At 66.1% G+C, this 12465-nt stretch carries 16 protein-coding genes and 1 pseudogene; 6 read left to right on the top strand and 11 right to left on the bottom strand.

Annotation, left to right across the window (positions count from 1 at the left end):
* Positions 1-42: 42 nt before the first annotated feature.
* A complete protein-coding gene (locus QMG72_RS08265) occupies positions 43-1428 on the bottom strand; it encodes a cystathionine beta-synthase (RefSeq protein ID WP_226773956.1) in 1386 nt (461 codons plus the stop codon).
* 87 nt (positions 1429-1515) lie between these two features.
* On the opposite strand from QMG72_RS08265, the gene QMG72_RS08260 reads away from it, so the two are divergent.
* On the top strand, positions 1516-2694 hold the full coding sequence (locus tag QMG72_RS08260) for an SLC13 family permease (RefSeq protein ID WP_283480310.1): 1179 nt from the start codon (positions 1516-1518) through the stop codon (positions 2692-2694).
* Here QMG72_RS08260 and QMG72_RS17830 read toward each other — a convergent pair whose 3' ends face one another.
* Entirely contained in the window at positions 2695-2898 is a 204-nt protein-coding gene (locus QMG72_RS17830; protein ID WP_396021236.1) for a VOC family protein, read from the bottom strand.
* Between the two features lie 163 nt (positions 2899-3061).
* On the opposite strand from QMG72_RS17830, the pseudogene QMG72_RS08250 reads away from it, so the two are divergent.
* Positions 3062-4083: pseudogene (locus QMG72_RS08250) on the top strand (DNA-3-methyladenine glycosylase family protein).
* Positions 4084-4109: 26 nt separating this feature from the next.
* On the opposite strand, the gene QMG72_RS08245 reads toward QMG72_RS08250, so the two are convergent.
* Positions 4110-5786 (bottom strand): AMP-binding protein, encoded by a 1677-nt coding sequence (locus QMG72_RS08245; protein WP_282358504.1) that lies wholly within the window; start codon positions 5784-5786, stop codon positions 4110-4112.
* A gap of 100 nt (positions 5787-5886) precedes the next feature.
* Here QMG72_RS08245 and QMG72_RS08240 point away from each other — a divergent pair, with 100 nt between their 5' ends.
* Entirely contained in the window at positions 5887-6165 is a 279-nt protein-coding gene (locus QMG72_RS08240; protein WP_226773959.1) for a putative quinol monooxygenase, read from the top strand.
* 104 nt (positions 6166-6269) lie between these two features.
* Here the strand turns inward: QMG72_RS08240 and trxA are convergent, their stop codons facing one another.
* Both trxA and QMG72_RS08230 read right to left on the bottom strand, forming a co-directional pair.
* The gene (trxA, locus tag QMG72_RS08235; protein WP_226773960.1) at positions 6270-6683 is read right to left on the bottom strand and encodes a thioredoxin; all 414 of its coding nucleotides are present in this window, start codon (positions 6681-6683) and stop codon (positions 6270-6272) included.
* A gap of 159 nt (positions 6684-6842) precedes the next feature.
* On the bottom strand, positions 6843-7388 hold the full coding sequence (locus tag QMG72_RS08230) for an acyl-CoA thioesterase (RefSeq protein WP_226773961.1): 546 nt from the start codon (positions 7386-7388) through the stop codon (positions 6843-6845).
* A gap of 122 nt (positions 7389-7510) precedes the next feature.
* Between QMG72_RS08230 and QMG72_RS08225 the strand changes: the two genes are divergently transcribed.
* On the top strand, positions 7511-7999 hold the full coding sequence (locus QMG72_RS08225) for a GNAT family N-acetyltransferase (RefSeq protein WP_226773962.1): 489 nt from the start codon (positions 7511-7513) through the stop codon (positions 7997-7999).
* Between the two features lie 26 nt (positions 8000-8025).
* Here QMG72_RS08225 and QMG72_RS08220 read toward each other — a convergent pair whose 3' ends face one another.
* The 4 genes from QMG72_RS08220 to QMG72_RS17755 are packed head-to-tail and all read right to left on the bottom strand — an operon-like array spanning position 8026 to position 9538.
* The gene (locus QMG72_RS08220) at positions 8026-8430 is read right to left on the bottom strand and encodes a VOC family protein (protein WP_226773963.1); all 405 of its coding nucleotides are present in this window, start codon (positions 8428-8430) and stop codon (positions 8026-8028) included.
* Between the two features lie 55 nt (positions 8431-8485).
* Positions 8486-9043, bottom strand: coding sequence for a GNAT family N-acetyltransferase (locus QMG72_RS08215; protein ID WP_226773964.1), 558 nt, complete (start codon positions 9041-9043; stop codon positions 8486-8488).
* Positions 9033-9308 (bottom strand): hypothetical protein, encoded by a 276-nt coding sequence (locus QMG72_RS17760; RefSeq protein WP_348774680.1) that lies wholly within the window; start codon positions 9306-9308, stop codon positions 9033-9035. Before QMG72_RS17760 ends, QMG72_RS08215 begins: the two co-directional genes overlap by 11 nt.
* The gene (locus QMG72_RS17755; RefSeq protein ID WP_309485679.1) at positions 9290-9538 is read right to left on the bottom strand and encodes an MgtC/SapB family protein; all 249 of its coding nucleotides are present in this window, start codon (positions 9536-9538) and stop codon (positions 9290-9292) included. The genes QMG72_RS17760 and QMG72_RS17755 overlap by 19 nt, the downstream gene beginning before the upstream one ends.
* Positions 9539-9744: 206 nt before the next feature.
* Here QMG72_RS17755 and QMG72_RS08205 point away from each other — a divergent pair, with 206 nt between their 5' ends.
* Positions 9745-10203, top strand: coding sequence for a DUF1810 domain-containing protein (locus QMG72_RS08205; RefSeq protein ID WP_226773965.1), 459 nt, complete (start codon positions 9745-9747; stop codon positions 10201-10203).
* Here QMG72_RS08205 and QMG72_RS08200 read toward each other — a convergent pair.
* Together QMG72_RS08200 and QMG72_RS08195 are read right to left on the bottom strand one after the other, a co-directional pair.
* Entirely contained in the window at positions 10200-11354 is a 1155-nt protein-coding gene (locus QMG72_RS08200; protein ID WP_226773966.1) for an EAL domain-containing protein, read from the bottom strand. The two genes, QMG72_RS08205 and QMG72_RS08200, sit on opposite strands and share 4 nt — an antisense overlap.
* On the bottom strand, positions 11351-11527 hold the full coding sequence (locus QMG72_RS08195) for a DUF1059 domain-containing protein (RefSeq protein ID WP_226773967.1): 177 nt from the start codon (positions 11525-11527) through the stop codon (positions 11351-11353). The genes QMG72_RS08200 and QMG72_RS08195 overlap by 4 nt, the downstream gene beginning before the upstream one ends.
* Before the next feature lie 605 nt (positions 11528-12132).
* Here QMG72_RS08195 and QMG72_RS08190 point away from each other — a divergent pair.
* Entirely contained in the window at positions 12133-12465 is a 333-nt protein-coding gene (locus QMG72_RS08190; protein ID WP_226773968.1) for an ArsR/SmtB family transcription factor, read from the top strand.

The raw sequence follows: 12465 nt of genomic DNA, 5'->3' as shown, positions 1-12465 counted from the left end.
CGGCGGGCGGGGCATGCTGCAACGGCATGCCCCGCCACCGGGTCAGTTGCTGAGGTAGGCGAGCAGGTCGTGGCGGGTCAGGATCCCCACCGGAGCGCCGACGAACGTCACCATCAGGGTGTCGGCGCCGGAGAGGAGATCGCGGGCGGTCGAGATGGATTCCAGCGAGCCGATGACCGGCAGCCGGGCCTCCATGTGTTCGGAAATCTTGTCGGAGAGCTTGGCTTCGCCCCGGAAGAGCTTCGCGGTCAAGGTGCGTTCGTCAACCGCCCCCAGCACCTCGCCCATCACGACCGGCGGCTCCTGGGAGAGCACCGGGATGTGCGAGACGCCGTACTCATTCATGATGTTGATAACGTCGCGGACGCTTTCGGTGGGGTGGATATGCACAAGGTCCGGCAGCTCGCCGGTCTTGGACTTGAGGACCTCGCCCACCGATGCTTCGTCCCCGCCGGCGAGGAAGCCGTACGAGCGCATCCACTGGTCGTTGAAGATCTTGGCCAGGTAACCGCGGCCGGAGTCCGGCAGGACCACCACAACGACGGCGTCATCGGGCAGGTCCCTGGCGACCTGCAGCGCGGCCACGACTGCCATGCCGGAGGACCCGCCCACCAGCAGGCCTTCTTCCCGGGCCAGCCGGCGGGTCATCTCAAATGAGTCGGCATCGCTCACGGCGATGACGGCGTCGGCGACGGTTTTGTCATAGTTGGCGGGCCACATGTCCTCACCGACACCCTCGACGAAGTACGGCCGTCCGGTGCCGCCGGAGTAGACCGAACCTGCCGGATCAGCGCCGATGATCTTGACCACCCCGCCGTCGGCCGCCGCCCGGCCGGCCGAGACGTCCTTGAGGTACCGGCCGGTACCGGTGATGGTGCCGCCGGTACCGGCACCAATCACACAGTGCGTGATCCGGCCGTCCGTGTCGGCCCAGATTTCCGGGCCGGTCGATTCGTAGTGGCTGGCCGGGGCGGCCGGGTTGGAAAACTGATCGGGCTTATAGGCGCCGGGGATTTCGGTCACCAGCCGGTCCGAGACGCCGTAGTAGCTGTGCGGGCTGTCAGGGGCGACGGCGGTGGGAGTCACCACAACCTCGGCGCCGTAGGCCCGGAGGACGGCGCGCTTGTCCTCGCCGACCTTGTCCGGCACGACAAAAATGCACCGGTAGCCCTTCTGCTGGGCTACGAGGGCCAGTCCCACACCGGTGTTGCCGGAGGTGGGTTCCACGATGGTGCCGCCGGGCAGGAGCTTGCCGGTGCGTTCGGCCTCCTCGATCATCTTCACCGCGATGCGGTCCTTGATGGAACCGCCGGGGTTCAGGTATTCCAGCTTCACCAGGACCGTGGCCCCGATGCCGTCGGTAACGTGGTGCAGCTTGACGAGCGGCGTATTGCCGATGAGGTCCAGAACGGACTGGGCGTACTTCATAGATACAAAGTTACCGTCTCCGCGGACCGCGGGACGTCGGGGCAGTCATCCGGCGCATCCGGGTGCGAAGATTATCCGGTGACGAGCATGCGCTGGCCCAGGGAATTGAACGACCATCTGCTCCCCGCCGGCATGCTGGCCGCGGGCACCGCCGTGCTACTCACCGGATTGTTGCCCTGGCCCGCGTTCGAGGCCCTGGCCGCCCGCACCGTCCCGGTGCTGGCCTTTGTGGTAGCCATGTCCCTCGTGACCGAAATGGTTGACGACGCCGGCCTGTTCCGGGTCGTGACGGAGCGGCTTGCGGTGCTGGGCCGGGGGCGGGTCTTCCTGCTGTGGCTGCTGGTGATCGGCCTGGCCACCGTCTCCACAGTGTTCCTGTCCCTGGATACAACTGCCGTGCTCGTGACCCCGGTCGTTGTGCTGCTGGCCATCCACGCCCGGATCCCGCCGCTGCCGTTTGCGCTGACAACGGTCTGGTTGGCCAACACCGCATCGCTGTTGCTGCCGGTGTCGAACCTGACGAATCTGCTGGCCCAGGACCGGCTGAAGCTCAGCCCGGCCGCCTTTGCCGGCCTCGTCTGGGCGCCGGCGCTGGTGGGGATCCTGGTCCCGATCGGGTTGCTGTGGCTGGCGTTCCGGAAGGACCTGGCCGGCCGCTACATTCCACAGCCAGCCGGCAAGGCACGGGACAGGCTTTTGCTGTACTTGGCGTCGGGGGTGATGGTGCTGCTGCTGCCCGCCCTCGTCTCCGGCGTTCCCGTGCAGCTCCCGGCGATCACGGCGGCGGCGGTCCTGCTGGGCCTCTTTCTCTGGCGCCGTCGCGCGGCGCTGCGCTGGTCCATGATCCCCTGGCGGCCGCTTAGCCTCACCGTCGGGCTGTTTATGGTGGTCGAAGCCCTGCACGCCCAAGGCCTCACGCGGTTCCTGTCCGGAATCGCCGGGTCAGGCGAGGGTCTTCCGGCGCTGCTGCAGCTCGCGGGAATCGGCGCTGGGTTGGCGAACGCGGCGAACAACCTGCCGGCCTACCTGGCGCTGGAACCGGCAGGCGACTCGCCGGTGCGGCTCGCGGCCCTGCTCCTCGGGGTGAACCTCGGCCCGCTGGTAACCCCGTGGGCGTCCCTGGCCACTCTCCTCTGGCACGAACGGCTGCGCACCCTCAACGTCAAGATCCGCTGGGGCGGGTTCGCGGTCGCAGGCCTCGCCGCCGTCGTCCTCACCGTGCCGCTAGCGGTTGTGGCACTCTGGCTGACCACGGGAATGCACTGATCACAGCGGCCGGGGAGCCGGCGCTTCCGCGCGCCGAGGCGTTTTGCCACAGTCCTGGAACGTTGCCCTCGGTGTCCTTGAAGTACGCGTTCCATCCATCTCCGGCAGTACCTGAAACTCCCAGCCGAAAATCGACCTGTAGAACTCCCGTGCGCGGTGCTCGTCGTCAGCGGGGATCTCAAAATGTACTACTCCACCAGCCATTACGTTCTCCTAGGAACAAGGATTCGGGCCAGGGGCGGGCGTACGCGGCCAGCCCCACAGCCGGAATCTAACCCCGCCGGCCCGGGACGTTAAGGGCCCTGCGGGGCGGGCCGCCGACGGCCAAGATGCGGTCGCCGCTGGCCGTGCGTGGAATCATTGTCGGATGACCATTGCAGACGTCCCGGCAAGCGTTGCCGCCGCGGCCGACGCCTCGCTGCGCTGGCACCCGGGCGGCCCCTTCGACCTGTCCCAGACGCTCGGGCCGCTCCTGCGCGGGCAGGGAGATCCGTCCATCCGCACCGCGGCTGACGGACTGTGGCTGGGCTTCACGACGGCGTCGGGTCCGGCGTCGCTGCGCCTGACCGCCGCCGGACCGAGCTCGGTCCGGCGTCGCTGCGCCTGACCGCCGCCGGACCGAGCTCGGAACCGGCCGTCAACGTCCAGGCTTGGGGTCCGGGAGCTGCCGCGGCCGTGGACTCCGTTCCGCGGCTGCTGGGCCGCGATGATGACTGGTCCGGCTTTGACGAGGCCGGCTTCCACGCCACGCTCCCCCGGATGGTGGTTGAGGCCCGGCGCCGAAACCCGGCTGTGCGGTTGCCCGCCACCGGCCGGATGATCGATTCCCTCGTGCCGACGGTGCTGGAGCAGAAGGTCACAGTCATTGAGGCGAGGCGCGGCTACCGGTATTTGATGTACCGCTTTGGCACGCCGGCACCCGGAGCAGGCACCGTCGCTCCCGCCAACCTGATGGTCCAGCCCACCGCCGAGCAGTGGCTGCGCATCCCGTCCTGGGAATGGCACCAGGCCGGGGTGGGGCCGCAACGATCGGCAACCGTCATGCGCGCGCTGCGCTCCGCCGTCGCGCTGGAGCGGCTCGCCGCGCTTCCGGCGTCGGAGGCCTCAGCGAAGCTGCAGACCCTTCCCGGGATCGGCGCGTGGACCGCGGCGGAGGTGGTGCAGCGCACCCACGGCTGTCCGGACTCCATTGCCGTGGGCGACTACCACCTTGCGGCGTATGTGGGCGCGGCGCTCACCGGCCGCCGGACGGACGACGCCGGCATGCTCCGGCTGCTGGCACCGTGGGCCGGGCAGCGGCAGCGTGTGGTCCGGATGATCGGGTTCAGCGGCTTCCGCAAACCCACCTTCGGGCCGCGGATGACCATCCAGGACCACCGCAGCCACTAGCCCGCCGCCGCCGCGGCAGGGCGGGGTCAGAGCCCCAGACGGGCCACGGCTTCCTGCCGCATGTCCATTTTGCGGATCTTGCCGGAGACCGTCATCGGGAAATTATCCCGCACGTCCACATAGCGCGGGATCTTGTAGTGCGCCAGCTTCCCGCGGCAGTACTCGGCCAGGCTCTCGGCGTCCAGCCGGGCGGCGCCGGCCCTGAGGATAATGCAGGCCATCAATTCCTCGCCGTACCGGGCGTCCGGCACCCCGATCACCTGGACGTCCTGGATGTCCGGGTGTGTGTACAGGAACTCTTCGATCTCGCGGGGATAGACGTTTTCACCACCACGGATCACCATGTCCTTGATCCGTCCCTCGATCACGATGTAGCCGTCCGCATCCATCCGGGCGAGGTCGCCGGTGTGCATCCAGCCCTCGGCGTCGATCGCCTCCGTGGTCTTTTCCGGCTGGTTCCAGTACCCCTTCATAACGGAGTATCCGCGGGTGCACAGTTCTCCGATCTCCCCGCGCTGCAGCACCCCGCCGGTCATTGGATCCACAACAGTGCTCTCCAGGTGCGGCATCGTCCGGCCCACGCTTTGGGTGCGCTGGGCCATTGTGTCGACACTGCGGGTCATGGTGGACACCGGCGAAGTTTCCGTCATCCCGTAGCAAATAGCGACGTCGCGCATGTTCATCTCCGCTATGACCCGGTTCATCACCTCGATGGGGCACAACGATCCTGCCATCACCCCGGTGCGGAGCGTGGAAAGGTCGTAGGAGGCAAAGTCGGGCAGCGCCAGTTCGGCGATAAACATCGTGGGCACGCCGTACAACGAGGTGCCGCCAAAGTCCTGCACCGCTTCCAGCGCGGCTGCGGGGGCGAAGCCCCGGCCGGGAATGATGGTGGCGCAGCCGTGGCTTAGTGCGGCGAGGTTTCCAATGACCATACCGAAGCAGTGGTAAAACGGCACCGGAAGCACCACCCTGTCCCGTTCGGTGTATTCGAGCAACTCACCGATCGAGTAGCCGTTGTTCAGGATGTTGTGGTGCGAGAGCGTGGCCCCCTTGGGGAAGCCGGTGGTGCCCGAGGTGTACTGCAGGTTGATCGGATCGTGGGGGTCCAGCTCGGCCATCCGCGCCTTCAAGGCAGCGTGCCCGACGTCGTCGGCACGTTTCAGGAGTTCCGCGTAGCTGCGCTCGCCGCCAGCTTCGGGGACGCCGGCCGTAAGGCCCGGCAGGCCGGAATCGGGAAGGAAAACAAGTTCGACCAGTTCCTGGCATTCGGCCAGCGCCTGACGAGCCATGGCGGTGTAGTCGCTGTTACGGTCCGAGGGGGCCACGACCAGCATCCGCATGCCGTTCTGTTGCACCACAAATTCCAGCTCGTGGCTGCGGTACGCGGGATTGACGTTGACCAGGATCGCCCCGGCCTTGGCCGTCGCGTACTGCAGGATGGTCCATTCGGCGCAGTTCGGGCTCCAGATCCCGATGCGATCGCCTGCTGCCACGCCCAGGGCCAGCAGGGCACGGGCGACCCGGTCGACGTCGTCGTTCAGTTTGGTATAACTCCAGCGGCGCGCTTCCTCCCCCGGAACCGCCGCAGCCTCGATCAAGGCGTCCTGATAAGGGAACCGGGCCACGATTCGTTCGAAATTATCGCCGATCGTTTCCTCAAGCAGCGGGACGTCAGTGTCCCCGGCTGTGTATGCAAGCATGCTGTGACGCTACCAACACTCGGCCGGCAAAAGAAGACCAAAGCTTGGATGTCCTACGAAATCTTCGGACACAAGGACGCGACCCGGTATGGTGAAAACCATGAGCGAACCCATAGACCTTCAGGCCACCTTCATCCCCAACGACGGCGAATTCTTTCGTGTGAAGCTCGCGCTGGAGATTGCGATTGAGCAAGTAGTCAACGAACCCGGCTGCATCCGGTACGAGTTGACGGAGGCCACCGAGGCCAAGCTGGTGCTGACCGAACAGTGGGCCTCGCAGGAAGACCTGGACACGCATTCAAAAGGAACAGCGGTCCAGGACCTCAACGAATCCCTCAGCGCACTGCTGGCGGAGCCGGTCAAGCTCGTGAAACTCTAAGCCCCCAGTCCCAAAACAACGCGGGGCCGCTGCCCACCCATTGGTCTTACGACCATGGGTGCGCAGCGGCCCCGCGTTTTTCTCTGTGGGTCCGTGCGGGGTAGCTAGGACTCCGGGATCTGGCTGCCGTCCTGGGCGGTGGCTGCCGTGGCGGCTTCCGCCTGGGACCGCGCGACGTGCGCGTGGACTTCTTCCATATCGAGGGCCTTGACGGCGTCGATGACCTGCTCCAGCTGCTGGGCGTTCAGCGCACCCGGCTGGGAAAACACCAGCACCTTTTCACGGAACGCCATCAGGGTGGGGATGGAGGTAATGCCGGCCTCGGCAGCGAGCTGCTGCTCGGCCTCCGTGTCCACCTTCGAGAACACAACGTCCTGGTGCTTCTCGGAAACTGCGGCGTAGGTGGGTCCGAACTGCTTGCACGGGCCGCACCACTCGGCCCAAAAATCAACAAGGACAATGTTGTTGTCCTCGACGGTCGATGCGAACTGTTCACCTGTAATGTCTACGGTAGCCATGGTTCAACGGTACGCGAGCAGCCCCGCCTTGTCCCGCGCATTTCGCTGTTGGCACATCCATGTGACGACACACCGGCGGGCCCGGATTTCCGCCCCGGGGCCTTAGGTGTACCCAGCCGGCCCGGCGGCTTGGGCCTGTCGCCGGCGCCATGTGGGGACTTAGGCCCAGACGTTCGGGGCGGCGCGGCGCGCCCCGGGAAGGGCATTGGTTTCGCGCCACTCGTGAATCCAGGCGGGCAGTTCCAAATCCGCCGGAGGCGCCCCGAACTCACGGATGATTTCAGCCTGGCTAACCGGCTTGCCCTTGCTGACCAGACGGGTTGCGATGAAGGCACGGGCGTAGATTTCCCCGTCCACCACCATCCGTTGCTCGAAGTAGATGGCTTTCTCGTCCAGGCCGATGATCCTCGTTTCAATGGTGTACCGCTGCCACAACTGCAGCGAACGGCGGAAAGCGATTGTCTCCCCCGCCGCCACGGGACTCCATCCCCTGCGGCGCATGGCCTTCCAGGTTCCGCTGCGGGCCATCAGGTCAAACCGGCCCAGGTCCATCAGGGAGAAATACATTCCGTTGTTGACATGCATCGCAATATCAATATCGGTCGGCAGTACCTTCAACGGCAGCGACGCGGTGTCCCAGATGCTTAGCGGAGAGCGGCGGGACGAGGTAAAAAGCAGGACGAGCGTGCGCAGGAGCAGATGCATGGTGAACATGTTACCCGCGAGTAACAAAGCTGCCAAGACCCGTACCCGCGGCGTGCGCCCCGTCCGGCGGTAGGTTGAGTGTCCGCCGGCCGGCCGCTTCTCCGGGGTATTACGCTGTTCGGATGACAAGGGACCTGACTGTACGGGCCGTTTCGCCGGCGGACGCTGGCGGTATTGCCCGCGTGCACCTCCAGGCCTGGCGCGAAAGCTACGCCCACCTCCTGCCGGCAGCTGCCCTGGCCGGACTGCAGCAGGGCCCGCGGGAGAGGAGCTGGCGTTCCATCATCGCCGCCGGCACCTCAAGTGTCTGGGTGGCCTGCGCCGGCGCCGAGATCGTCGGCTGGGCCAGCGCCGGGGCCGGACGCGATGAGGACGGACCCCGAGACCGGGAGCTGATGGGACTCTACGTACTCGCCAGCCAGTATGGCTCGGGGGCGGGCCAACTGCTGCTGGATTCAGCCGTGGCCGACAGCGGTGCCTATCTTTGGGTTGCCGAACAAAATCCCCGGGCGCTCGCCTTTTACCGCCGCAACGGCTTCTCCCCCGACGGCTCCGCAGCCGACCACGAACTGCTCGGCACCCCGGTCCGGATCCTGCGGATGGTCCGCTGATCCCCGGTCCCTGGCCGCGCGACGTTTCAGACGGTCGCGATCAATTCTGCTTCGAAGCCGTCCGAATTCACCAAATATGCGGCGTAGTGGTCCGGGCCGCCGGCGTGCGGGTACTTCTCGGGGAACAGTTCCCGCCAGCCATGCGCGACGGCGTCCACCGCCACGGCATCGACCTGACGCCGGGTACCCGCTCGAAAGGCAAGGTGGTTGAGTCCGGGCGCGGTGCGCTCGTAGGCGCGGCTGCTCAGCGCCGGAGACTCCTCGACGACGATGTACGTCGGACCCCGCCGCCAACTGCACCCGTGCGGCCAGTCCTGGTGGTCGCGATAGCCCAGCCGGGTCAGGAGCCAGCCCCATTCGGACTGCGCACGGCCAAGGTGCGGGACCCACAGTTCCACGTGGTCCAGGGCTCCGGGCGTTTCATCAGTCACCTGAAGAGTCTCGCACGCCTTGAGGCAGAACTTGCCGCCGCCGTGCTCCCGCGGCTTACGCCAGAATGCGCTGGAAGAGGAGGTGGTCCTGCCAGGCGCCGGCAATGTTGAGATAGTCCGGTGCCATGCCGATCTGCATAAACCCGGAGCGCTTAAGGACCTTCTGCGAGGCTGCGTTGTGCCGGAGGGTGGCCGCCTGCAGCCGGTGCAGGCCCAGTGCCTCCCGCGCTGACTCGACGGCGCAGGCGACCGCAGCCGAGCCGATCCCGCGCCCGCCGTAGCCTTCGTCCACCCAGTACCCGAGGTTGGCGCTGAGAAACGGGCCCCGGACGATGCCACTGAGGGTCATCAACCCCACAATCACGTCACCGTCGGTGAGAACCCAGGGAACAGCCGATCCCGCATCGAACAAGTCCAGCTTGGATTGAATGCTTGCCCGTTGACCGTGGACGGTGAAGAACTCCTCTGCCCGCAGCGGCTCCCAAGGCGCCAGGTGCTCGCGGTTCCGCCGGTATGCAGCGCTCAGAGCCGCCGCGTCGGATGCTCGCAGCACCCGGACCTGGACGCTGCCGGCCAGGGTCTGATCGTTGGCACGCAAAAGCTCAGGCCGCATCGTCGTCGTCCTCGCTGGAATCGGCGCCACGGACGCTGACGCTTGCAACGCCTTGCAGGTCCATAAGCGGCAGGACGAGGTTGCGCAGCGGATGGCGTCCGAAGAACCGCACGTCCATGGAGACCATTGGCTTCTGCTCATCCCCGCTGCGACGGGTGCGCTGGATCGAGGAACTGAACCCCAAGGTGGTGGCGATCTCGAGGATCTGCCGCAGAACGCCCTGGCCATCCGCATAGTCGATGTGCATCACGCGGTTCCTGTCCACGGAAGGGATCCTGCCGGCGCCACAGGCGCCCCGGGGTCCATCACAAACGCGAAACCGTAGGCGGACACCAGGGTGAACGCGCAGGAGCCGAGTCCCACCAGCACATGGGTCCGGTAGCCGGCGCTCTTCTGCCGGACCTGGCGCTCAATGCCGATCAGCGAACAGAGCACAAACGTCGCAAGCAGCAGGCCGGCTTCCACCAGGCTTGTTTCGGTGAAGAATGCAAACATTCGGCCCACCTTACTTGGCCCGTGAATCAATGGCCGGGCTGGCCGGGAGCACTGCTGCACGAACCCCCTCTTTCCTCGGACGCTTCCGCCACCATAGGATCGAAGAACCGCGCCGCTGTGGCAGCGTGCGGCCGGCCTCGGTCGCCGGCTGTCCGGACGTCACGGCCCGCTGGGGCGCAGACGCGGGCCGGGCCAGGGAGGACACTGTGGAGGACCCCTACCAGCTGGAACGTTTCGTCACAGCCCAGGATTCAGACGAAAGCTACCGGCGTGCCCTCGATGAGCTTCGCGGGGGATCTAAGCGCAGCCACTGGATGTGGTTTGTGTTCCCGCAGCTCGCCGGACTCGGGAGGAGCGCGACTGCACAGCGGTACGCAGTGACATCGCTGGATGAAGCGAAGGCCTATCTGCTGCATCCGGTCTTGGGTCCCCGGCTGGTCGAATGCACACAGGCGGTGGCCGGCCTGGCAGGGCGCTCCGCCGTGCAGATCTTCGGCGGGATCGATGAGCGGAAGCTGCGCTCCTCAATGACCCTGTTCCTGCGGGCGGACCCCCGTGCGGGCATCTTCCGGGAGGTGCTTGCCGCATACTTCGACGGGGTGCCCGATCCGGCCACCGACCAGATCCTCGGCCTCAAGCGTCGACCCGAAGCAGGACCCGGTTAGGCTTCCGGCGTTGCCAGCGCCGTGATCATCCGTTCCAAGCGGGCGACACCGGCGTAGCGGCCGGCGTTGTCAGTTACCAACAGGGGCTCGAACCGGCTGGAGGCGGACCGCGTCATGGACCGGGCCAGGGCCTCGCTCAGCGGGGTATCCAGGTTCACGCGCATGCCGGGGTTGACCACGCCCAGCCCCGCTGCGGCCGGGGTCAGCACAGAAACCGGCCGCAGGTGCTCACCGATCAAAACCACCGACTCAAGTCCGGGGTTTCCGGCGAAGGCCTCCGCGGCGAGCACGACAGTACTTGCCGTCGTCGCAGATTCTAGGACATCGCGAACGACTGCCTTGCCGGATGCCGCTGGCTTCGAAGCGAGCCGGTGGGCCAGATCCAGATCGATGCCGGCCCAGGCCGGTGCCGGCCTGGCCAGGTAATAGCCCTGAACCAGGGGCACACCAAGAGAGACCAGAGCGTCGAGTTCCTCCACCCGTTCAACACCCTCGGCCAGGATCCATGCGTCGACACGGCTGGCAAAGGTGCCCAGCATCTCGATCAGGGCTCGCTTTGCTTCATCGCGGTCGACGTCCTGGATGAGGTCACGGTCGATCTTGATCAGGGAGGGCCGCAGCGACAACAGGTGCCGCAGTCCCGCGTAGCCGGCACCGGCGTCGTCCACGGCGATCAGGGCGCCGGCGGCACGCAGCTGGTTCAGGTCAGGTTCCAGCCCCACGTAGGAATCGATGGGGGTCTGTTCGGTCAGTTCAACGATGAGTCCACCCAGATTTCCTTCCTCCCGCCAGATGCTCCGGATCTCCTCGGTGCCCAGCAGCTCGGGAGAAACGTTGAGAGTCAGGAAGCAGTTGGTCGGCAGCGTGGAACGGGCCGCGAGTGCTGTCCGCAGGGCGGCCGATTCGAGTTCTGCAGACTTCCCATGGTCGCGGGCAGCGGAAAACCACACTTCGGGATTTTGCTCGGTGAAGCCGGGAAACCGGGCGAGCGCTTCATAGCCCACCACCGAACCGCGGGCTGTGTCGACAATCGGCTGGAACGCCGCTGCGAGGCCGTCTCCACGGCAGGCGACCGCCAAGAGCTCCTCCCAGTGCGGTCCCGCGGGGGCGCGGGCAGCGGGAGACGGCCGGCCCGCCGCGGGGCTGCTCAACTAACCGGAACGATTGCTCGGTGGACCGACCGGACGACTTCGTCGGGCAGTTCCACCAAGCCATGCGCGGCCGCTGCGTGCGCGGCGACGGTGACCAGGATTTCGTCTTCCGTGCTGCATACCCATCGGGCTTCGCAACCAGGTACTACGTCTCCACAGGCAAAAGATTTCACGTAGGCTCCTTGATATTTGACGGCGATAATGAATATTTGGCGTCAAAACTGTTTGACGGCGAACGGCACTACAGTACTGCCCTGAGCGGCAATACACGGTGATATGCGCCTGGCGGCTGCCTTTTATCCTGGCTGCTGCTCCGGTGCAATTGCTGCTTGATGTTCAGCTTTTGGCCCCGGTGTCATCCTCGCCGATGATCTCCCGAACCCAATGGGCTCCCGGCGGGCCGCGCCGGACTGCTTACCGCCTTGGCCTACCGAAGAGCTATTCGTGGCCCGTCATCGCACGGATGGGACTGAATATTAACATTTGCGCTCCAGCGTCCCGTCCCTTCCCCGGAGCAGCCTCAGCACCGTCATTTCCAGCACTTTCAACGTCGGCTGCCCGACGGAATTTTCCGGGCCGCCGCGCAGCACCGTTTAGGACGAGGCACTCGCCGCCCACCGGATGTTGAACCAGTTGGACGCCGGGGTGCTCCCGGGCCCCGAAAAGGACTGTCCAGCCGGGGAACAAAATTGAGCTCATCGCGGTGCACCCCGGCATGGCCCAAGGGCCGACCGGGCAGCGTTGACACCGCCGGTCAACCGGACTATTCTACAACCAAATGGTTGTAGATAAGCTAAGGGATGCCGAATTTGACCGCCTGTTTCAGGCGCTTGCGGATGCTACCCGCCGCGATATCGTCACTCGGGTGACGGCTGGAGAGTCGTCCGTGTCGGGGCTGGCGGACCACTACGCCATGAGTTTTGCCGCCGTACAGAAACACGTGGCGGTCCTGGAGCGCGCTGACCTGGTGACGAAGGAAAAGCGCGGACGGGAGCAGATCGTGCGCGCACGCCACGATGCCCTGCAAAGGGCCCGGCGGCTGCTCGATGAATACGAGGTGATCTGGCGGGACCGGGCCACCAGGATCGCAGAAATTCTCACCGAGGGATAG

This window comes from Pseudarthrobacter sp. PH31-O2, from assembly GCF_030063265.1.
Classification (GTDB): Bacteria; Actinomycetota; Actinomycetes; order Actinomycetales; family Micrococcaceae; genus Arthrobacter.
Note: the sequence above shows the minus strand (reverse complement) of the source record. Positions and strands in the feature narration are given on the sequence as shown.

Coding starts and splice junctions, on each gene's coding strand:
- QMG72_RS08215 (WP_226773964.1), bottom strand. CDS start 9,043: ATGCGGCCTGAGCTTTTGCGTGCCAACGATCAGACCCTGGCCGGCAGC.
- QMG72_RS17830 (WP_396021236.1), bottom strand. CDS start 2,898: ATGGCTGGTGGAGTAGTACATTTTGAGATCCCCGCTGACGACGAGCAC.
- QMG72_RS17755 (WP_309485679.1), bottom strand. CDS start 9,538: ATGTTTGCATTCTTCACCGAAACAAGCCTGGTGGAAGCCGGCCTGCTG.
- QMG72_RS08225 (WP_226773962.1), top strand. CDS start 7,511: ATGACAAGGGACCTGACTGTACGGGCCGTTTCGCCGGCGGACGCTGGC.
- QMG72_RS08190 (WP_226773968.1), top strand. CDS start 12,133: ATGGTTGTAGATAAGCTAAGGGATGCCGAATTTGACCGCCTGTTTCAG.
- QMG72_RS08265 (WP_226773956.1), bottom strand. CDS start 1,428: ATGAAGTACGCCCAGTCCGTTCTGGACCTCATCGGCAATACGCCGCTC.
- QMG72_RS08240 (WP_226773959.1), top strand. CDS start 5,887: ATGAGCGAACCCATAGACCTTCAGGCCACCTTCATCCCCAACGACGGC.
- QMG72_RS08230 (WP_226773961.1), bottom strand. CDS start 7,388: ATGCATCTGCTCCTGCGCACGCTCGTCCTGCTTTTTACCTCGTCCCGC.
- trxA (WP_226773960.1), bottom strand. CDS start 6,683: ATGGCTACCGTAGACATTACAGGTGAACAGTTCGCATCGACCGTCGAG.
- QMG72_RS08245 (WP_282358504.1), bottom strand. CDS start 5,786: ATGCTTGCATACACAGCCGGGGACACTGACGTCCCGCTGCTTGAGGAA.
- QMG72_RS08260 (WP_283480310.1), top strand. CDS start 1,516: ATGCGCTGGCCCAGGGAATTGAACGACCATCTGCTCCCCGCCGGCATG.